This is a genomic window from Flavobacterium sp. KH_001, assembly GCF_057840745.1.
Genome location: NZ_CM174520.1, coordinates 2425970 through 2447868 on the forward strand (window position 1 = coordinate 2425970; position 21899 = coordinate 2447868).

Sequence of the window (21899 nt, forward strand, 5' to 3'; positions counted from 1 at the left end):
TTTAATGATTTATACGTTTTCTAAGAAAGTCACCAAATTGATATCCTCATTTTGAATATTCAGCTTCTTTCTTAACCTTGCTCTTGCCACGTTAAGACTATTATAGGACTGACGCGTTAGCGCACAAATTTCTTTGGTGGTCATATTTAACCTCAAAAAGGCGCAGATTCTTTTTTCATTTAGGGTTAAATCGGGATATTTAATGTTTAGGCGCTCGTAAAAGTCATTATAAACCTGGCTAAAACGAACTTCAAATTCTTTCCAAATATCATCATCCTGAGCATTTTTAATGTCAACGATTATTTTTTGAATAATGTCCTGATCGGTTCGTTTCATCTGCTTTTTCAATTCCATCAAACGGCTTGAAATCTCAGAATTGAATTCATTCTTTTTTAAGAGATACATGATATTGGTTGTAAGCTCTTTATTTTTAAATTCTAACTCTCTTTTTAAACTATCTTCCCTTAGCGAAAGGTCTTTGTTGCTCAATTCGGCACTTTCTTTGGCTAATTGCTGAATTTTAGCCTTCGATTCCTGCAGTCGGTACATAATGATTGCAATGATAATTCCTAAAATCAAAACAATTGCAATAATCGAATAAACAAGTTCTCTGTGATTTTGAGCGATTTTTGCAGATTGACTTTCTTTATCAAATTTATACTGCATTTCTGCACGGGTAATTTTTTGCTGGTTTTCTTTATTAAATAGACTATCGCTTAAAGATTTATAAGCAACATGATAATTGTACGCATTTTTATAATCTCCTTTTCCTGCCATTACAAGACTAAGCTCATCCAATACAGATGCGCGCGATGATGATGAATTTGCCTGTTTGCAGTATTTGAGACTCGTAAGTAAATATTCTTCTGCTTTATCAAACTGTTTTTTTTCTTTATAAAGCCTTCCTAAATGATAATTGGATTTGCACAACCCTAATATGCTATTATCCTTTTTTCGTAAATTAAGGGATTCTATAAAAATAGCTTCAGCCAGATCATAGCGTTTTCCTTTAAGGTAGATGATGCCCATATTGGAATATACTGAAGATAAATTTTCATTGTCGAGTGCTTTTTTGCTATGGGTTGATGCTTGCATAAAATACTCTAGAGCAAGATCTTCCTGATGTTTATTGTCATAAATGATACCAATATTATTAAGTACTTTTCCTTTAATTTGGTGAGCTTTTATGGAATCGTTTATAATATTTTTATCTAATAAAGCTTTGACTTGATTAAATTTTACTAATGCCTTTTCGAAGTCGGCTTGATAAAAATAAACAAGGGCAATACTGTTATGAACTCGAATGACATCCTGCTGTGGCGGATAGAGTTCGTAGAATTTTAATGCTTTTAATTGATAATCAAGACAAACATCAATATTCCCTTTAAGAAGATTGGCGTTTCCTATTCTGGAATATACTCTGGCTAATACGGTATCGGTAATTTTTTTTTCAAAAAGCAAAGCTTTTTTGTAATAGAATAGCGCAGAATCTAAATCTTTTTTTTCGAGCAGGTATCCTGTTTGAAGCAGTAAACGTACTTTTTTATCAGGATCAGAAGTGTTCTGATATTCAAGTTTTAAACGATTAAGATCTTGTGAAAACATCGCTTCACAGAAAAATATAAAAAAACTTATATAAAAATAAAAACGCTTCAATTCGATTAATTTTGTTAGCTAAACTATGAATAATTTTCGAGTTTTAGTTGATCACTTCTTTAGACTTTAAAGAAAATACATTTTACTCTCAAAAGCACAAAATATTTGTGTAAAATTTTATGGTCATTTTTCTACCAAGGCAACTTTCACATCTTTAGTTCTATATATTTACCCTAAGCTCGTATTTTGATTTTTAATAGGATTTTTTTAGTAAATATTATATTATAAATTAAGGGTTTTAACCCTTTAGATCTCCATTTTTTAACTGTATATAATTATTATTTTGTGCTTGTTAATATATTGTTTAATAGTTAGTTAGTGTTTGTTGTTATACAAATGTAATCACTGATTTTTAGCTATATATATAATGTAACTATTCTTTAAATCTTAACTGTTTGAATTTTCCATATTCTTGCGCTCAAAGATTTAATTTTTTTCTTCAATAATTAACTTTTTAGGAACATTTCATTATTTGAAAAAGAGTATAAAGAATGGTTATTGCGCTTTACATTAAATTATTATTAACTAATCAAAAAACAACTTTAATGACAAATTATTACAAAAAAGGAATTCGGTTTTTATCGTTTTTTATTTTTTCGCTTTGGTCAGTTTTTTCTTTTGGTCAACAAGTGACTTTTAAGGAAGGCATCAAACAAGGTTCTGTGAAAATTAAATTTTCAGAACAGTTAGCTCCGACCTTGAAGAAAATGAATCTTACTACAGGGAAAAAACTTTCTACAGGAATTCAGGCTTTTGATAAAGTTTCTGCAAATGTAGGAGCAAAAAAAATGCGAAGGCTGTTTCCTGAAAATCCTAATCCCAGATTGGAGGCAAAATTACGAAAGCACAAACTTGATTTGTGGTATGTTGTAGATATTGACGCTAACCAGAGTGTCAAAGAAGCAGTTCAAAAATATAAAGGAATTGCCGAAGTAGAGACAGCAGAAACTGAAAAGCAAAAAGTACTGTCAGATTATAATTTTACAGCAGTTAAAATTAACACTAATAAGAAGAAAGCTTCTGCGGCTTCTTATTTTAATGATCCTAAACTAGGCGATCAATGGCATTATGATAATACTGGACAAACTGGATATCCAAATGGTTCGGATGTAAATCTATTTAAAGCCTGGGATGTGGTCAAAGGGAACCCGAATATTATTATTTCGATACATGATCAGGGAGTAGACGTAGAGCATCCCGATCTTAAAGCAAATATTTGGACAAATTTAGCAGAACTTAACGGGGTTGCCGGAGTTGATGATGATGCAAATGGTTACACAGATGATATTCATGGTTGGAACTTTGACAAAAATAGTGGTAAAATAGACCCTGAACCTCATGGAACACACGTTGCGGGTACAGTTGCGGCGGTAAATAATAATAATATTGGTGTTGCAGGGGTTGCAGGAGGTAGTGGAAATAATGACGGATCTAAGATCATGTCGACACAAACTTTAGGTGGCGGAAGCTTTGAAGAAAGCTACATTTATGCAGCTGATAATGGCGCTGTAATTTCTCAAAACAGTTGGGGCTACACTGCACCTGGAAATTTTGATGAATCGATTAAAGATGCGATAGATTATTTTATCGCCGAAGCGGGAGATTACGCAAATAGCCCTATGAAAGGTGGTATAGTAATATTTGCAGCAGGAAACAGTAACTCAGATGGTGATTGGTATCCTGGTCACTATGAAAATACTTTATGCGTAAGCTCAATTGGGCCTAATTGGGAAAGAGCCAGTTATTCTAACTATGGTACCTGGGTTGATATTGCGGCTCCGGGAGGAGAGACAGATCTTGGCGCTAAAAATGGAGTTTTAAGTACGTTGCCAAAAAATCAATATGGTTTTTATCAGGGAACTTCGATGGCTTGTCCTCACGTTTCTGGTATTGCAGCATTGGCTTTAGCAAATAGAAAAAGTCAAATGACTCCTGAAATTCTTAGAAAGAAACTGGTGACGGGTGTTGTTGATATTGATACTCCAAATCCAGATTATAAAGGAAAGCTGGGTTCAGGTCATATTGATGCATTTTTGGCCATTCAAAATGATCTGGGTATTGCACCAAATGCTATTACAGATTTAGCCTTAACGGGAATTGCCCAGGAATTTGCCAATTTATCATGGACCGTTCCAACAGATACAGATGATACGCAACCTGTTGATTTTCGTATTTATTACAGTACTTCGCCTATAACAAAAAGTAATATTGGGTCGGCGCAATATGATATTATTAAAAATACAGCTTTGCCTGGAGAAACGATAACACATTCGGTTAACGGACTTTTGGGACTTACTCATTATTATTTTACCGTGATTTCTGGAGACAGATGGAATAATTTATCTGAATTGTCAAATATAATTGAAGGCACTACCAATGATGGGCCAAAAATAAATGTTGATGACAATAGCAAAGATATAGTGATTGATGTTGATGCCAATACTTCTTTTAAAGGGGCTCATGAAATGACAATCTTAAACAATGGAGAAGGTGTATTGAGATGGGAGTTTTCAGCTCGTCATAAAGAAACCTCTCTTTCATATTCTGCAACAAATATAAAATATCCTTCTGCGAAAACAACAAAAGTTGTATCTATAGGAAAAGTAGGTAGAAAGAAGTTGAAGGCTGCATCATTATCTAAAGATGTAACTGCTAAAACTTCTCAATTTACTCCTCAAAACAAAACTTTTTGTGATTATCCAACAGATCTTATTGGGGATACAGACATCAATATTCCAAATTCGGCTGCTACAAAATATTTTGTAAGCGAAACTGATGGTTTCAACCTGACACAAATTGTGAGTTATTTACAAGTAGATCCGGCATTAGGTCCTGTGGTTTTTGAAGTTTATAAAGGAACTCAGCTTAAAAAAGAAAATCTAGTTTATGCACAGGAATATACACCTTGGAGTGCTGCTCAAGGTTATGCGTATGTTACATTAGATGAGCAATTGTATTTTCAGCAGGGAGAAACTTTTTGGGTGGTTATGCATATTCCTGCAGGAAATCTTTATCCTTTAACTATTGGTTATGAAAATTCGGCAGAAGGCTCTGATAATAGTTTCATATCGTTTGATGTTGGACAAACTTGGGGACCTCTAAGCGTAGCTCTTGATAGCAATGATTTTGCCTGGTTCACTATTGCGAGCAGTCAAAATAAATACTTAGGAGAATATTTGTCTTTAGATCCTTCTAATGGAGAATTAAACGGAAATACTACGCAAAAAGCAAATCTTTCTGCTGATGCATCTCAATTGATAAATGGTACTTATCATGCAAATGCTATTTTAAAATCTAATGATGGAACAAATAGAGAATTAAGACTTCCAGTTACTGTAAATGTATCTGGTCAGCAAGCTGTTCTTACGTCTGTTGAAAAACTAGACTTTGCAAGTGTTTTTAAAGGCACTTCCAAGGAAATGGAATTCGTAGTTAAAAATACAGGATTAGGTAATTTTAATAATATTGCGGTTGCCATTTCTAATCCGAATTTTGAGCTTATCAGTTCAGTTCCATATCAAATTGCTGCAGATAGTGAAGTGCTGCTGAAAGTAAAATATACACCAAATACTATAGGAAACGACAATGGTTTTTTAACGTTGAGCTCTACTAGTAGTGCTAAAACATTAAGAGTTATTTTATTTGGAGTAAGTTCTGAACCTGCCAAAATAGTGGTTGAACCAATGACACAATTGATTGACAATATTGCATTAGGCGATCAGGTAACTGCTTCAGTTACGGTTAAAAACGAAGGTCAGGCTGCGCTTAAATACTTTATTCCAACTTACGATCAATCTGGAACAAGTGAAACTTGGGAAGGCGGTTACCATAAATACGGGTACAAGTATCGTACAAATTATCCAACAGAGAGTTCGCCGTTAACTTATCAATATCAAGATATTTCAGGTTCTGGAACTGATATTACAAATTATTTTAAAGCAGAGGCTGACAGATATTATCCTGTTGAAATGGGATTTGATTTCCCTTACTATGCTGAAAAAATGAATAAACTTTTCATCAGTTATAGAGGGTTTACAACCTTTGATGATACAATTAGGCCGGTTAATGCACCGGATTTAGGTAGTGCACCATATTCGCCTAAAGGATACATATCGCCTTTAGGGACTTTTGTTGAATTGGCTGCTGGTGGTGCTGTTTATTATAAAGTAGAACCAGACAAGGTAATTGTTCAATACACAAATCTTTCTGATGGATATTCAGGAACCCTAACAGCGCAAATGGTTTTATTTGCAGATGGTAATATTCGTTTTTATTATGATAATATTACTTTTTCTGAGCAAGATTTGGCTTATCTAAATATTTTGATTGAAGATTATGCACAGACAGATGGAATTTTAATTAGCAATTATTCTAAACCAGCAAAAATTTATAATGGATTGGCTTTAGGATTTGATTATCCGGGACCAGACATGATTACTTCTATAAGTAATGCTGGCGGAATTTTATTGCCTGGTGAATCTGCGAAGCTGGATGTTGTTATGGAGACTGCCGCTTTGCATGAGGGTATGATCAACAGATATTTGAATGTTGTATCTACAGATCCACTAAATATGCAAGTAAGTCCTTTAATTCAAATTAATATCACAAGTGGAGGAAAAGCTGAACTTACTGTGTCTCATACAGAGATTAATTTTGGCGATGTATTTCAGGGAGCTATTGCGTCAAGAAAATTTAGCATTAAAAACAATGGTACAGCAGCTGTAACCTTAACGGGCTTTGCTTTAGACGATAATAAATTTCAGGTTACTGGAGAAACAGCAGCAACTATTGCACCTGGACTTAGTAAAGTATACGATGTAAGTATGCCTACAGACGTCGTTGCTGCTTTAGCAGATGTATTGCGAATTACAGATAACAAAGGAGGTAGTTATACTATTACACTTTCTGGAAAAGTATTAGATCCTCCTGGTATAAATGTTACGGATTTAAATCCACTAACGACAACTTTACAACACGGTCAAACTGCCAAATTTCCATTAAAAATTGAGAATACTGGTATAGCTGATCTTGAAGTAGTGGCAACAGGAACAAATTGGCTTACTGCCTCATTACCAATAGCTACTTCATCGATTATTCCGAATTATACTTATAATTACGAAATGTTTAATGATGGAACAAACTATCAATGGATTGATATCCGTAAAACAGGAACTCAGCTTCCATTAGCTGATGATATATTTGATGCTGAGCAATATTGGCATAAAATGACTTTGCCATGGCCAATTAATTTTTATGGTAAAGAGTATTCGGATATTCAAATTGGTACTACCGGATTGTTAACATTTGATGCGCCAGATGCTAGTGCTGCAATGAATGATATGATTCCGACAGATTTATTTAAAACACTAATTGCGCCTTATTGGACATTTGCTGCCTTTGATACAACAACGTATCCGGCAGATGAAGTTGGTGTTTTCTATTACAGCGATGCGGAAAAGATTATTATTTCATGGGAGTATTTTTCTAATTTCTTTGGAGGATTGGGAGATCCAACTTCGGCTGAAGTTATCTTTTATAAAAATGGAACGATGAAGTTTCAATATAAAGTGAATGGAACTATAGACCAAACTACGAATCTAACTGCTATCGGACTTCAGAATGGTGATCATTCCGATTTTGTAGCCATCTCAAATTACGCAAATGTTAATCACGGAACAGGTTTAGCTTATATAATTAATCCAGCAGAAAAACTAGTAATTCCGGCAGGAACTACTTTAAATGCTCAGATTGATATTGACGCTCGTAATATCTATGCAGGAGAGTATTCTTCTAAATTAAAATTACGTACTAATGTTCCAGGCAAGGAATGGCTTGAAAAACCAATTAATTTAACAGTTACCGGAGCGCCTATTATTGCTTCAAATCTTGTAGAAATTAATTATGGCGAAATAATGGTTAATCCTGCCATGAGCTATACTAAAGAATTTTTAGTTCAAAATACAGGTGCTGAAAAGCTTACTATATCTACTATTTCTACAGAAAGCGGTTCTGCAGAATATACTATTGAAACCTATGCCTTTTTTGAAGATTGGTTTGGAGGAGGTTATTGGAGCTGGGCAAATATAAATGACCTTGCTGGTACTTATGCTTCGATATTGCCAGGTGAAAACTCTAAATTCAGAATTACATATGCCCCTACGGCAGCTGGTTCTGTAAGTGATCATGTTGTTATTGAAAGCAATGCAACTGTAGCGAAAATGCTGCTTCCAATTAAAGCGGAAGTTATCTTACCGCCATCTTTAGCAGTTCAAACTAACGAAGTTAAAAGTGTCGTTAATTATCTAACAGACACAGATACACAATTTGCGACTTTTGAAAATAGCAATGGAGGAGGTACTTTAAAATATGAATTGAGCATTGATTATCTAAGAAAAGCTGCAGTTGGTAGTACTTCACGTTCAGAAGTAATGGCAAAAAAAGCAAAAACTGCCAAAGCTGCTTCTTTAGTACGATCTTCCCCTGTACCTACTGGTGGAACTGCTGTATATGCTGATCCTACTTTTAATAGAGTTTTGGCCCACGAAGAGAATACTGCTGCAGATACTCATTTTGGTTATGATGGTAGCGAGCCTTTTACGGCAGCAACACGTTTTAATGCGGGAAAAGATGGTTTTACATTGTCACATTTTCAAACTTTTATGTTTGGTATGGATAAACCAGCAGGAACTCTTGCTTACGAAATACGTGCAGGTGGTTCTTCTGTTGCAGATGCAACAATAATTGACCAAGGTTCTGTTGATTATGTTTACGAAGGTGGAAAAAATGGGGCATGGGTAACATTACCTATTAAAGAGCCTAAAGGGCTTTATCCAAATGAAGATTTTTACGTTGTGATCACTTATCCATATGAATTGCCTTTTGTACAAGGTGCAGTTGCTAATATTACAAACACGCCTGGTAGATATACACTGGTTGATAGTGAAGGTAAATGGTATGATTTGCAGGATGCGGCCTTATATCCTGGTTTTGGTTGGATGGTAAGAGCCGGAGAAGAGAAATTTACTTCTAATGCCTGGGTTACTATGAATGGAATTACTGAGGGAACTGTTGCTCCTGGCGGAAAAAAAGAAGTTCAGTTAGACTTTACTGCCGCAAATGGAGCGCGTGGAGATCAACATGCAGTTTTAAAGATAAGAACAAATGATCCTGTAAATACAGTTGGTCAGGTTCCTGTTACTTTACATATTAATGAAGCTCCAGTTTTCTCTAATGTGCCTGCAGAAGTTACTGTAGTTAATGAAGCTTCTGAAGTAGTGGTAAAAATCGGCTTGGCCGATAAAGAAAGCAATGCGATTACAGTTACATCTCCAAATGCACCGGCATGGGCAACATTTGAAGTGACTGCCGGAGAAATGGCAATAAAACTGACTCCGGGTTATGAAACTGCCGGAACATATACATTGAAGTATACTGCAACTGACGAACTTGGTGCAGCAACAGAAATGTCGTTAGAAGTTAAGGTATTAAAAACCAATAGAGCTCCGATAGTTATTAAGTCAGAAGATTTAGTGTATTCTAAATTGAATTATTTTGATGTGAGACAATTCGCGGATTATTTTACGGATCCGGATGCTGATAAAATGACATTCAACGCTACCGTAGCAAACGAAAATATTGCTTCTGTAACAATAGGCCAGGAGTTGGGTCAATTTGTAATTGAAACACATGGTGCAGGTGAAACAATATTGACCTTAACAGCAACAGACATTTTTGGATTAAGTACTGTACAACAAATAAAAATTGCAGTAGTAAATAATAAAACTCCTTTAGCACTTGGTGCACAATCAATAATGTTTAATAGATTATCTGTACAAGAGGCTTTTACTTTTGATAAATATTTTAGTGATCCGGATGGAGATGCGTTGACTTTTCAGGCAAGTATGGTAGATTCTTCGATTGCATCAGTAGTAACAACTGCAGATGGGTTTACAGTTGAAAGTCTTTCTAATGGAGAAACAGAATTAATATTAACAGCAACAGATATTTATGGAGCGAGTGTTGAGCAACGTGTAACGGTTATTGTAAATCAATCAGAAGTTATGGAGCTTAACATATTCCCTAATCCGGTTGTAAATGCAATAAATATTAAATGGACAAGCCGCTGGGCAGGAGATGTTGTTGTAGAAGTAGTAGCCTTCAACGGTTCAACTGTTCGCAAATTTACTGTTGCTGATGTACAGCTTCAAACCTATAGTCAGTTTGACTTGAGTGCGTTACCACCAGGAGCTTATTTCTTAAATGTGAGCGGAAAGGAAGGTACATCTTCAGTATTCAAATTTATAAAGAGGTAAAGGAGTAAAAATAAGATGAATTAACAAAATGCTTAGCGGTACAATCTTAATTTTTTAGAACGTTCCACTTCTTTACAAACATTTAGAATTGTATCGCGGGCATATTGTAGTTTCAATCAAAAAAATAATTAACAGATACACATGAAAAAAATAATTCTTTTATTTTCACTTCTCTTTGGAGTTGGAAATTTACTCGCACAAGAACAAATTAGGCCGATTGTTACCGGAGTTCCTTTTTTACAAATCTCTGCAGATGCCAGGGCGTCTGGTATGGGAGATATGGGAGTGGCAACATCAGCTGATGTTTACTCCCAGCAATGGAATGCCGCGAAATATCCTTTTTCTGAAAGTAAACTAGGTATAGGAATGAGTTATACGCCCTATATGACTTCTTTGTCGAATGATATTGGTTTATTAAATTTAAACTTCTTCAATAAAATCAACGAAAGAAGTACCTATGCATTCAGTTTAAGATATTTTGGACTAGGAGAAACTGTATTCAAACAAAATGAGGATGATCCCGGGCAAATTGTGAAGCCAAATGAATTTTCGCTTGATGGATCTTATTCCTTAAAATTAAGTGAAACCTTCGCAATGTCCGTTGCCGGAAGATATATTCACTCTAATTTAGAAATTCAGGAAGCTGATCCGGATGCCCGCGCGGCAAGTTCATTTGCTGTAGATGTTTCAGGATTCTACCAATCGCCGGAAATGGCTTTTAAAAAATTTAACGGTATTTGGAGAGGTGGATTTAATGTTTCAAATCTTGGACCAAAATTAAAATACAATGGTGATGCATCAACTGAAAGTTTTTTGCCTGCTAATTTGAAATGGGGTGGAGGATTTGATTTTATCTTTGATCAGGATAATACATTGGCAACTTCGATAGAGTTTAATAAGTTGCTGGTTCCCTCACCACAGGATAACCAAACGAATGTGCAATATCAGGAGACAGGTTTTGTAAAAGGAATGTTTAGTTCATTTACCGATGCTCAGGATGGCTTAAGTGAAGAGTTTAAGGAAGTTACCTGGGCACTTGGAATGGAGTATTCATACCAAAAAAGGTTCGCCTTTAGAACAGGATATTTTAATGAAAACAGTGAAAAAGGAAATCGTAAATACCTTACTCTTGGCGCTGGATTTAAATACAAGAAAGCCAATTTTGATTTTTCATATCTAAGCTCTACATCTAAGCAAAATGGTCCATTAGATAATGTAATGCGATTTTCACTATCTTTTAACATAGATGAAAAAGTTGCAGATCCTATAGATGAAACGGAAAAAAGCGAAAATAATTAAAAGGGATTATTCTTCTCCTTATTTGAAATTCTAGCATATAATCTCTAAAGAGATTCATTTAATGAATACCCCCAAAAAGTTACAGACTATTTTGGGGGTATTTTTTTAAAATTGAAGAATAAGTCTTTTATCTGTTGTTGCAAAAAGCGATCACCTCTATTATTTTTTATAAAAATTTATTAATCATTTTAGTTAATCATTTCTTAATCCCTTAAGAAAGTCATCAGCATTAATATAAATTCGCTTTATAAATTAGTATGAAATAAGCTATGTTTTAAAAAACAACTAATTACCATTATACCCCAAAGTAAATCTTAAAAATAACTTTTATATTAAAAAATTGATATATACAACACTTTTAAATATTGCGGTTTTTCAGGGGATAGTCTTAGGCTTAATTATTTTAAAGTCTTCTTTATTCAATAGTAATTCAAATAAATATCTGGCATACTTACTATTTACGCTTTCAATTATTTTACTGAATCATGTTTTTGAGGTCGAAGACGCCTTTACTCCTTATCCATTTCTTCGTTTTATTGACCACATCGAGTGGGTATTTCTAATTCCTGCTTTCCTATTTATTTTTATTATAAACCGGATCGATGATACTGTAAAAAGCAAACAAAAAAAATATTTGTGTTTTATTCCATTTGCCTATTCCGCTGTCTTTACTATTGCACAAGATCTTGATCATGTTGCCGGAATTTATACTATTCCTGAGTCAGGCATTGGTCTCATCGAAATACTTGGTTTGATCCATCTTTTCTTAGCCATTACCTTCATTCCATTCCTGTCGCTTTACTCTTATTTTATGATAAAATATTTAAAAGATACACAGGAAAAAAAATGGATAATTACCTTATTAACAATTGTTACTTCATTGTTATTCGCTTTTCTTATTATCTATCTGGCCAGCTTATTTATTCCATTTGATCTTTCTTCTACTATGAGTATTTTGGCTTTATCTGCAACATTCTTAATTCACTGGACAGCCTATATAGGTATTTACAAATACAAACTGGCCAAAAACAAAGATGCTGTTTATAATTTTCTAAATACAGATTTAACTCTTTCGTATAGCAATCTTCAAATTGTAGACAATAGTACGTTACAAGAATATAGGGAGCCTATCACGGCAGATAATCTTTATTTTCAAAAACTGGAGCTTCTCTGTAAAGAGCAGCACATTTATACTGACAGTACATTAAACAGAGAAAAAGTTGCTGAAAAACTAGGCATAAGCGCGGGCTATGTTTCACAAATTGTAAATACGATCACAGGAGACAACTTTGCCAATTACATAAATAACTATCGGGTTGAAGCTGTCAAGGAAATGATCTCAAATTCGGAATATGAAAACTACAATTTATTGACGATGGGATTAGAATCTGGGTTTACTTCAAAAACCACTTTTTATAAAGCCTTTAAAAAAGTTACAGGCCAGACACCTAATGAGTTTAAAAATACAAGTAAATAGGTATCAATTTATACAATTTTAAGCTTTTGAAACCTTTTCTAATTTTTCTTATATGAATTTTGAATTAAAATAATTCAAATCACCTTTTATGAAAAAAAAACTTTTTACTACTGATCATTTTGTTTGCCTTTCATTCTGTCAATGCTCAAAATGAAACTGATCCTTATCAGAAAAATAATGAAATTAAATTAAATGCTCTTGCTCCTTTATGGCAATCTTTTCAGGTTGGTTACGAAAGACATTTAAATCATAATTCGTCATTAGGACTTTCTTTTTATTATGTGTTTGACAATACAAAGAATGAAAATGATCTAAATTATTCAATATCTCCGTATTACAGAAGATATTTCGGTAAAAAATATGCATCAGGCTGGTTTGTTGAAGGATTTGGAATGCTGACTTCAATAGATGGCAAAAAAATATACGCTTCAGAAGATCATTCTATATATACTGAAAATCCAGATGTTATTGATTTTGCTTTCGGTGCTGGTGGAGGCTGGAAATGGGTCAGTAAAAGCGGATTTCTTTTTGAAGCGAATGTTGGTTATGGGGGTCTATTATTCAATGCAGATAAAACAGATCATACTATTGTTGCAAAATTTGGACTGAGTGCTGGATATCGATTTTAACAAAACGTATGAATCAATGTAAAAAAGAAGTCAAATTCTTATTGCAACTTTTTAAAAATCATCCATAAATTGGTTAGCTATTTTAATGCTTCCCGCTACTAAGACAAAGTTTCAGAGAAATCTGGAGCTTTTTTATTTTGGATAACTAACCTGAAACAACTTTGTGTTAACGGGGCAACGCGCCAATCGACGAATTAGAATCTGGGTTTCAAAACAACTTTTTATAAAACATTTAAAAGTTACTGGTCAAATACCAAATAAATATAAAAATACCAGCAAATAGGTACCAATTTGTACAATTTTAAGCTTTTGAAACCTTTTCTAATTTTTCTTAAACGAATTTTGGATTCAAATAATTCAAATTACTTTTTATGAAAAAAATTTTATTACTAGCTGTTGTTACAGTTTTAGGATTTGCAAATGTTACTGCCCAAGAGATTAAATTTGGTGCCAAAGGAGGTTTAAACTTTGCAACTATCAGCGGAGATAATACCAATGGTATCGATGCTGTAACATCATTTAATTTTGGTGTTTTATCAGAAATTCCTATTTCAGATAAGTTTTCTTTTCAACCTGAATTAATGTATTCCGGGCAGGGGTATAGTTTCAATGATAATACAATTGCCTTAAGTTATCTGAATGTTCCTTTAATGGGAAAATATTATGTAACAAAAGGATTGAGCGTTGAAGCCGGACCGCAAATAGGTTTTTTACTTGCTGCTAAAAATGAGAAAACAGATGTAAAAGATTCGTTTAATACTGTTGATTTTGGTGTTAATTTTGGTTTAGGCTATAAACTTGAAAACGGTCTTAATTTTGGTGTAAGATATAATCTGGGATTAACTGATATTAATAATGTAGAGGGTTATTCCGCTAAAAATAAAAACGGAGTACTTCAATTATCTGTGGGTTATTTCTTTTTCTAAAACTTAATAATTTCATCACTTAAAAAATGTAAATAATTAAACTAAAAAAAACTTATTCTTTTTTGAATAAGGTTTTTTTATGATCCATATTGGTTCTGTGATTAGACCATAAATATTGCTATAAATACTAGAAACATCTTAGCTTTTTATGAAAGAAAAAGGCAACAACTCCAAAAGTTTAAAGCCATAAAAATACCGTAACTAGATACTATTATATATTTTTGTAATACATGAAGTAACTAGTCTCTTAATATTATACTATGAGTAATATCTTTTCTGCCAGTAGTCAAATTGGTATGGTATCTACTTTCTCTGACCTTGTGAATACCGATTTCAGGGGAGAAATAAATGCGTTATGCTGGTACAGAAATTTGGATGGCGATTTTAACGAGATTGTATGCCAACTATGTTTAAAGGAAAATATAACGGAAGTTTCTCCTGAAGATCTAATCGCGCTTCAACTATCCGAAAAAGGGAATATAGCAAGGAATATAATTTTAAATGATTTAGAATTATTAACTGATTTTGGCGCTTCGCCCTCTCTTAATTTAGTAAAGTGTTATGAGCGTGATGATGAATTTGATTTCATATCCACTGATGTGTACTCGTTTCATGTTGATCGTTCGCCTATTGCAACAGACACTTTTTTATGTACCTATCATGGAGCAGCAAGTGATATTATTTCTAATTCGGAGGCTGAGCAAAAAATATTAATTCCCGAAATCCGGGCAAAGCTAAAAGAGTTGCATAATGGACCATCGGAAGAATTTGAAATCTTTTTGAAGGAGAATTATTTTGATTTACATTATCAGGTACATGCAAATGTAGAACCGACTAATTTAGGGGTAGGACATCTTTGGAGGCTGGCTGTCGATCACCCAAAACAACAAGTATTACCTTGCATTCATAGAGCGCCATTAGAAAATGAAGGAGAATATCGGTTATTGTTGATTTGTTAAAGGAAATTGTTGAGATAATTCAGTGGCGGATTTTTTTTTAAAATCCTTAAAAACTGAATTCATTTGCTAATAAACCAATATCTTAAGGACTAAAGAAACTTGAAATTTTAAATAAAGGGAACATGTTACAAAAGAAAAGGGAGATATCCGTTGATGAAAGTGATATTAACCTTGGTCTTCAATTTGGCGGACGCTGGTTTTGGAACAATAAATGGGGTGTTTATGTCGAGATTGCCGGCGGTAATGTTTCTGGATTCTCTCCTGGAATTGGATTAACGGTAAAACTGTAATAATTACAGTTTTTATGAAAAAACGCCTGAAAATAAAAAGTCTTTCTGGACTTAACTGTTAATGAAAAGGAGTAGGAATCAATTTTCTGTTCCTTTTTTTTGTGAACTCTTCCTCTGACTAACCTTTTTTCTCAAAATACAGATTTAAAGTTTATTTAGAATTATTAGTAAAAACCATCTCAAAGTGATCTACTAAAAAAAGATCAGGAAGAATGAATTTCAAAAGTTTAATAGTGTCTGTGATATTTTTAGGATGTGTAAATTTTACTGCTCCTCAGATTTATGACTTGATTCGTCTTAACTACATTTTGCAAAGTAAGGAAAAGTACTAAAATGTAAAAAGCACCTCATTGAGGTGCTTTTTGCGGAGAAAGAGGTTCCGCTGATTTTATGTCAATTCCAGCAAAGACAAGGATTGTGATATATTATTTAATCAAGGGTCACCTATAGGGTCACTTAACTTACAGCGTATTAAATTATTACGATGTAAATATATGGAATATCTTTTAAATGAGTATTCCAATATCTGTTTTATAAAGATTTGTTAGTATTAATGATGCTTAACTGATATTTAGAAATTAGGTGTATCAACTTTGTTTTGGGTGTACACTACATTCGGTACTTCATAACCCATTTAGTATAAAATAAATATCAATCGTCTAATAAATAAACTACTAACAGTTTAACTATAAGATTTGAACGTAATAAAGTCAAGTAACTATTTATTACTAAAAAGTGATTATTCATTTCATAACTGCAACTTTATATGAAGAAGAAACAATGGAACTAAGAGAAATATAATTGGTTCAATTTTTCCAGAAAAGCTCACTTCTGAAGGAATGGAACGTTGAATCACCTAAATAAATGAAGCTCTTCGATTACAGCTGTTATTTTATTAGACTCTAGATAGTAAAAAAAAGGATAAATCAGATGCTTTCTGACTTGTACCAAGATGTGAACTCCTTGGTACAAAATTCGAACCTTTTATTTGAAGATTTTCAAGTTTTAAGCGAGTTGACAGAGGTTTAATAATGAAATTATTTGATTGCCGGAGTTTATAAAAAGTTTCAACTAGCCTACATGGGGTTGATACAAAGCACATCTAATTGTATGGAATATAAATCCCCTTGAGTTTAAGGATATCTAGTAAATAACTAAAATTTAAAATTATGAAACAGTTACCTGATTTAGAAGCATTCGAAAAAATTCTCATAGACAAAGGCTTTAATGGTTACTTTCAAACACAAGTAGCCTATCCGGGAAAGTTGAAAGAAAGCATTACCGAATATATGGAAGCCTGTAACAATGGTAAAGAAAGATCTGATAGAGACGGAAACTTTTTACTATCGACTTATCTACAATGGTCAGGAGATGATAATCCGAGTATTGTATGCAATTTTTGGGTAAGACAAGAAAACGACGGTTTTGATATACAAAAAATGGAAATTACAAGTAAAGACCGATACGGACAACTTTTGAAAAAATCGGAACTAAAAAACCCTTCAATAAGTTCAATTCCGACATTAAAGGAAGCCATTGCTCAGGTTTCAGTATTTTCTCAACAAAAACTTTCTTCTCAAAAAAGAGGATTTAGAATGTAACAACTATAAAATAATTATCACATAAAAAACAAAAGACAGTACCTTTATTTGTCTTTATGTGGAGAAAGAGGGTTCGATGACTTTATGAATTATCCAGTAAATACAAGGTTAAGTAACGGTCGCCTATAGGAACACTTAACTTCAAAGGTATGAAATTAACACAATATCACAGATAAGAAGTAAATAAATGTGTGTCAATTATTGACCGAGAAATTACCCATATAAATATTTACTGAATTATTGATTAATAAGTTAAAGGATAAAGTATACTGTGAATACTTTGGTGAAAATTCAAACCTTTTATTTCAAAATTTCCATATTTTAAGCAAGCTCACAGAGGTTTAGAAGTAAAAGCATTTGATTTTTCAACGTTTGACAGTAAGGCTTAAATATACTGATTTATATTCATTCAATTTAAAACTCGCACCACTGGTGCGAGTTTTAGAGGCTCGTTTAAGTTCTTTCTAATGAGAATGGATATTACTTTTTTATAGCTAAAAGAAGATTATATAAACTAACAGCATTGAATTTTATTTCTTAAGTTATTCCAATGAGTTCTTGTTTTTGGAATACATAAAAGCAAGTGCACCAGAGCAATCAAAATTGCACCAGGCAAAAGATTAATAACGATAGTATGGAATATTTTATAGTTTTGATATTGAACAATATTAGATAAAATTGCCATTTGATTATTTTCATAGTGTAGTTTAATAGACAGGAAAACTGCAATTGATGCAAAATGAAATCCATTGACAAAAAGATGAAGAATATATTCCCATCGTGGCAGCCCGCCCATAAATTTTCTACTGTCTTTTTCTATGAAGGCATCGATCGCCATAACTAGAATATCAAGAGTTACAATGATTAGACCTATTACAAAACTTATATTACAGTCTTGATTTGAGAATAAAAAGTACAAAATTAAAGGAAAGAATATTGCCCTAATTGTATGTGTGTAATGCTCTGTTTTACTTTCGGAATTGTTATGAAGCTTATATTTTAATATGTGAAGATAAAATCCGTCGTAGAGAGCCAGAACTGAAAAGAGTAAAAGTAAAACTGTGGTAATGATAATTGCTGTTTCCATTTGTTTAATTAATTTTAAAGCAAAAGTAGCAGCTGGTAATTATCATTAAAAGGACAAATGTCCTCAATTTACAGTAATTTCTTTTCGAATCCGGCTAAGTGTCCTGCGGGTTACTCCTAGATAAGTGGCAATATCATTTATGGATCCTTTGTTTAGAATTGATGGATGTTCTTTTAGCAGTCGTAAATATTTTTCTTTTGCGGTTTCATTGCACAAAACACTGGCATACTGTTCCATTACCATGTATTGTCTTTCTGCAATTACTCTTCCTATATTCTGCCAAAAATTACTTTGCCTATACAGATTTTGTAGATCCGCGTAGGTAATAACCAAAAGCTCAGTATCTTCAATAGCCTGAATTGATAGGTCTGAAGGCTGCTGGGAAACAAAACTTTTATATGATGTTGTTAAGTTATTTTCCGTACAGAAACAAGAGGTTATTTCCTCGGATTTTTCATTAGTATAATAAGTTCTTAATGTTCCTTTCTTTATAAAAGCTACCTCTTGACATATTTTACCCTGCAATGCAAAATAGCTGTTTTTGGGTAAACGATGGCTTTTAAAATATTGGCTGTAATTTTCAAATTCCTGATTGCTTATAGGAGTAATACTATTTAAAAAAAAAATTAAAACTTTCCATAAATGATTTTATTATGACAACTCTTAATATGCTTTTCTAAGCATAAGTGCGTAAACGTTTGGCAGTGGACTTTCTTCAATGGCTTGGGCTGTTTTTTCGATATCATAGCCAACTCTGATAAAATCGACTTTTACACCATCTTTTCTTGAGAAATTACTGCTTTTGTCGATAGTTATTACCGCATAACAGCATTTGGGATTTCCATCTTTAGGCTTGCCTACTGATCCCGCGTTTATAGCATGGAAATAACTGCCTTTCTTATTAGGGTTTTCCATAATACGATGATACGGCTTGTGCGAATGTCCGCAGATAATTATGTCAACACAACAGTCAAGGAAGATATTAGTATAATCATTTTCTTTTTTATCCTCAAGTAGATATTCCTTATTACTATAGGGACTGCCATGTACCATTAAAATCTTGATTAGCTTATCAGCTGCTTGATATTCCAATTTAATATGATCAGGCAGAGCAGAAAGATATTTTATCTGCTCTTTACCAACAATTTGATAAGCATAACTTTCTGAGTCGTTGTATCCTTCATTGTCTATATCTACAGCTTTTACATCATGGTTTCCCGCAAGTGTAGGAATATGTCTTTTACGGATTTCATTGATTACCGCATTGGGACATAGATTGTAACCTACTAAATCTCCTAAACAGTAAACAGCGTCAATATTCTGCTCTTCAATGCTTTTCAAAGTTTGTTCTAATGCCGGAAAATTGGCATGTATATCTGATATTATTGCAATTCTCATATGCACTATTAAAACAATTATTAGCTGGTAACTGGTTTTTTATAATACTTTTTTCTGAACCAGAAAGCAACATTAACTAATGCAATAAGTGCAGGCACTTCAACTAAAGGCCCTATAACTCCCGCAAATGCCTGACCGCTGTTTATTCCAAATACACCAATTGCTACTGCAATGGCTAGCTCAAAGTTATTTCCAGTAGCGGTAAAAGCTATAGCAGTAGCTTTTGAATAATCAGCACCAAAATATTTTCCAACGAAAAAGCTTATAATAAACATTAAAGTAAAGTAAATTACTAGTGGAACAGCGATGCGTACAACATCCATAGGGATTTGAACAATCAGCTCGCCTTTAAGACTGAACATTACTATAATTGTAAAGAGCAATGAAATAAGTGTAATTGGTGAAATAAAAGGTACGTATTTAGTTTCAAACCATTCTGAACCTCTTAGTGCAATTAGAACATATCGGCTGATTATTCCTAATGCAAAAGGAATTCCCAAATATATCCCAACACTCTCGGCAATCTGAGCAATACTTATGTTAACTTCAAACCCATTGTAACCAAAATATGGAGGCAGAACGGTAATAAAGAGATAAGCGTAGACACTGTAGAGTAAAACCTGAAAAATACTATTAAGTGCAATAAGACCTGCTGCATATTCTCTGTTTCCATCTGCCAAATCATTCCAAACTACTACCATGGCAATACAGCGCGCCAATCCAATTAGAATGACACCGATCATATATTCTGGATAACCATTTAAAAAAAGCAGGGCTAAAGAAAACATTAAAATTGGTCCAACAATCCAATTTAGAAACAATGAAGCACCTAAAATTTTAGTGTTTCTAAAAACCTGTCCCATTTGCTCGTATTTTACTTTTGCCAAGGGGGGATACATCATAAGAATAAGTCCAATAGCCAAGGGAATGTTTGTTGTTCCACTTGAAAAGGAGTTGATGAAATTTCCACTAGACGGAATAAAATAACCTATTACTACACCAAGAGCCATAGCGAGGAAAATCCACAGGGTTAAAAATCTATTAAGGAAACCTAATTTCTTTCGCTCCGCAACGGGGGCACAGTTATTTGCTGACATTTTTATTGTTTGATTTGTGAGAATACATAAAACATTTCAGTTCCGATTTGAAGACTACGCTCTTGATATACTTGTTTTTGTTGTGGAGTATTATCGGATACTTTTGGATCTTCAAAAGTAATTGGTATGCGTTTTTCTGCGCCTGCAATAAATGGACATCCTCCATCGGCTTGTGAACAGGTCATAATAGCAACAAATTCGCTCTCAGGATTAAAATCGTCATCATAAGCTTTAGAAAACCCGATTACAGGAAGTTCATTCGATGAGTATTTTATTGAATAAACGGGATTTTTACCCTCTGAAAGACTTTTTACTTTAAATCCTGAATGCTGCAGAGTTTCGGCAATCATAGGAAATAAGGCAGTAGCTTCAGTACCTCCCGAATAGCATGAAACATTTTTTATATCATAGTTTGCAGCGGCAGTCTGTGCCCAGACTTGAGATAAATGACTTCTTCTGGAATTGTGTGTACAGATTAAATTAAGTCTAATCTCTTGTTTATTTTCTGCTTTGTTTTGGATGTAATCCACTAATGGCTGCAGGATAGTTTTACGTTCTGCGGAGATTTGATTAAAATCAAATGAATTAATCGTGTTTTTTATTTCTGTAAATAACATAGTTTTTCTGTATTGAAAATAAATATTTAGATTATAGTTTAAAAATTAACAACAGCCTGCGCTAGGTGTGCATGAATTTGTACTGTCAGCATTTAATTCGGATAATTTTATCTTAGATTTATCTGATGGGATTCCGCATTGATCCTGAGCCAGACACGCCGTCTGTTTATTTAATAAAATGAAATTCTTACCATTAAAATCTAAATCGTATTTGCCAATTGTGGTGTCCTGATATTCTACTTCAATCTCATGATCTTCAATCCCTAAAACCTTTTCAGAAAGTTCAATGATGTGAATTAATTTTTGAGGTTTTAGTCTGTGTTCATAATCATTGGCATCCCAAAGCTGAAAATTCACAACCGTTTCTTTTCTGACTACCCCACCGCAGTCAATAAAATTTTTAGTGATCAAACCAACTTCTGTTACGTGAAAATATTCCGGCACAAAAGTTCCGTTTGGCAGTTCAAAATTTACAGCCTCAACTGTATTAAGTACTTTTTTAATTTCTGAAAGTTTCATAATTTATGTATTTTAAAAATTTGTATCTTTTA

At 33.4% G+C, this 21899-nt stretch carries 15 protein-coding genes; 8 read left to right on the forward strand and 7 right to left on the reverse strand.

The annotated features are described in order from the left end of the window. Positions 1-9: 9 nt before the first annotated feature. On the reverse strand, positions 10-1605 hold the full coding sequence (locus AC3ITQ_RS10450; protein WP_489238623.1) for a tetratricopeptide repeat protein: 1596 nt from the start codon (positions 1603-1605) through the stop codon (positions 10-12). Positions 1606-2201: 596 nt separating this feature from the next. Between AC3ITQ_RS10450 and AC3ITQ_RS10455 the strand changes: the two genes are divergently transcribed. The 8 genes from AC3ITQ_RS10455 (at position 2202) to AC3ITQ_RS10490 (ending at position 17149) form a co-directional block, all read left to right on the forward strand. Then, positions 2202-9968, forward strand: a complete 7767-nt coding sequence (locus AC3ITQ_RS10455) for a S8 family serine peptidase (protein WP_489238625.1) — start codon at positions 2202-2204, stop codon at positions 9966-9968. Positions 9969-10109: 141 nt separating this feature from the next. Further along, complete coding sequence (gene porV / locus AC3ITQ_RS10460) at positions 10110-11267, forward strand: type IX secretion system outer membrane channel protein PorV (protein ID WP_489238627.1); 1158 nt, start codon at positions 10110-10112, stop codon at positions 11265-11267. Between the two features lie 340 nt (positions 11268-11607). Next, on the forward strand, positions 11608-12744 hold the full coding sequence (locus AC3ITQ_RS10465) for a helix-turn-helix domain-containing protein (protein ID WP_489238629.1): 1137 nt from the start codon (positions 11608-11610) through the stop codon (positions 12742-12744). A gap of 119 nt (positions 12745-12863) precedes the next feature. Beyond that, a complete protein-coding gene (locus tag AC3ITQ_RS10470) occupies positions 12864-13373 on the forward strand; it encodes a DUF3575 domain-containing protein (protein ID WP_489238631.1) in 510 nt (169 codons plus the stop codon). Between the two features lie 371 nt (positions 13374-13744). Further along, positions 13745-14299, forward strand: coding sequence for a porin family protein (locus tag AC3ITQ_RS10475; protein WP_489238633.1), 555 nt, complete (start codon positions 13745-13747; stop codon positions 14297-14299). A gap of 260 nt (positions 14300-14559) precedes the next feature. Next, complete coding sequence (locus tag AC3ITQ_RS10480; RefSeq protein WP_489238635.1) at positions 14560-15258, forward strand: DUF1826 domain-containing protein; 699 nt, start codon at positions 14560-14562, stop codon at positions 15256-15258. Positions 15259-15380: 122 nt separating this feature from the next. Continuing rightward, positions 15381-15548 (forward strand): hypothetical protein, encoded by a 168-nt coding sequence (locus tag AC3ITQ_RS10485; RefSeq protein WP_489238637.1) that lies wholly within the window; start codon positions 15381-15383, stop codon positions 15546-15548. Between the two features lie 1169 nt (positions 15549-16717). Then, positions 16718-17149 carry a hypothetical protein gene (locus tag AC3ITQ_RS10490; RefSeq protein WP_291286653.1) on the forward strand — a complete coding sequence of 144 codons (432 nt, stop codon included), beginning with the start codon at positions 16718-16720 and terminating at the stop codon, positions 17147-17149. 514 nt (positions 17150-17663) lie between these two features. Here AC3ITQ_RS10490 and AC3ITQ_RS10495 read toward each other — a convergent pair. The 6 genes from AC3ITQ_RS10495 to AC3ITQ_RS10520 all read right to left on the reverse strand — a co-directional run bounded on the left by AC3ITQ_RS10495 (position 17664) and on the right by AC3ITQ_RS10520 (position 21867). After that, a complete protein-coding gene (locus tag AC3ITQ_RS10495; protein ID WP_291286654.1) occupies positions 17664-18236 on the reverse strand; it encodes a hypothetical protein in 573 nt (190 codons plus the stop codon). A 63-nt stretch (positions 18237-18299) separates the two neighbouring features. Further along, positions 18300-18761 (reverse strand): Crp/Fnr family transcriptional regulator, encoded by a 462-nt coding sequence (locus AC3ITQ_RS10500; RefSeq protein WP_489238639.1) that lies wholly within the window; start codon positions 18759-18761, stop codon positions 18300-18302. 138 nt (positions 18762-18899) lie between these two features. Beyond that, entirely contained in the window at positions 18900-19634 is a 735-nt protein-coding gene (locus AC3ITQ_RS10505; RefSeq protein ID WP_476019350.1) for a metallophosphoesterase family protein, read from the reverse strand. 20 nt (positions 19635-19654) lie between these two features. Beyond that, on the reverse strand, positions 19655-20731 hold the full coding sequence (gene arsB, locus AC3ITQ_RS10510; protein ID WP_291286657.1) for an ACR3 family arsenite efflux transporter: 1077 nt from the start codon (positions 20729-20731) through the stop codon (positions 19655-19657). A 2-nt stretch (positions 20732-20733) separates the two neighbouring features. Beyond that, complete coding sequence (locus tag AC3ITQ_RS10515) at positions 20734-21348, reverse strand: arsenate-mycothiol transferase ArsC (protein WP_291286658.1); 615 nt, start codon at positions 21346-21348, stop codon at positions 20734-20736. 45 nt (positions 21349-21393) lie between these two features. Next, positions 21394-21867 (reverse strand): DUF6428 family protein, encoded by a 474-nt coding sequence (locus AC3ITQ_RS10520; RefSeq protein WP_291286659.1) that lies wholly within the window; start codon positions 21865-21867, stop codon positions 21394-21396. Positions 21868-21899: the final 32 nt, after the last annotated feature.

Excerpts from the sequence above, each read along its gene's own strand:
- AC3ITQ_RS10520 (WP_291286659.1), bottom strand. The coding sequence starts at position 21,867 with ATGAAACTTTCAGAAATTAAAAAAGTACTTAATACAGTTGAGGCTGTA.
- AC3ITQ_RS10495 (WP_291286654.1), bottom strand. The coding sequence starts at position 18,236 with ATGGAAACAGCAATTATCATTACCACAGTTTTACTTTTACTCTTTTCA.
- arsB (WP_291286657.1), bottom strand. The coding sequence starts at position 20,731 with ATGTCAGCAAATAACTGTGCCCCCGTTGCGGAGCGAAAGAAATTAGGT.
- AC3ITQ_RS10515 (WP_291286658.1), bottom strand. The coding sequence starts at position 21,348 with ATGTTATTTACAGAAATAAAAAACACGATTAATTCATTTGATTTTAAT.
- AC3ITQ_RS10475 (WP_489238633.1), top strand. The coding sequence starts at position 13,745 with ATGAAAAAAATTTTATTACTAGCTGTTGTTACAGTTTTAGGATTTGCA.
- AC3ITQ_RS10490 (WP_291286653.1), top strand. The coding sequence starts at position 16,718 with ATGAAACAGTTACCTGATTTAGAAGCATTCGAAAAAATTCTCATAGAC.
- porV (WP_489238627.1), top strand. The coding sequence starts at position 10,110 with ATGAAAAAAATAATTCTTTTATTTTCACTTCTCTTTGGAGTTGGAAAT.
- AC3ITQ_RS10455 (WP_489238625.1), top strand. The coding sequence starts at position 2,202 with ATGACAAATTATTACAAAAAAGGAATTCGGTTTTTATCGTTTTTTATT.
- AC3ITQ_RS10480 (WP_489238635.1), top strand. The coding sequence starts at position 14,560 with ATGAGTAATATCTTTTCTGCCAGTAGTCAAATTGGTATGGTATCTACT.
- AC3ITQ_RS10485 (WP_489238637.1), top strand. The coding sequence starts at position 15,381 with ATGTTACAAAAGAAAAGGGAGATATCCGTTGATGAAAGTGATATTAAC.
- AC3ITQ_RS10450 (WP_489238623.1), bottom strand. The coding sequence starts at position 1,605 with ATGTTTTCACAAGATCTTAATCGTTTAAAACTTGAATATCAGAACACT.
- AC3ITQ_RS10505 (WP_476019350.1), bottom strand. The coding sequence starts at position 19,634 with ATGAGAATTGCAATAATATCAGATATACATGCCAATTTTCCGGCATTA.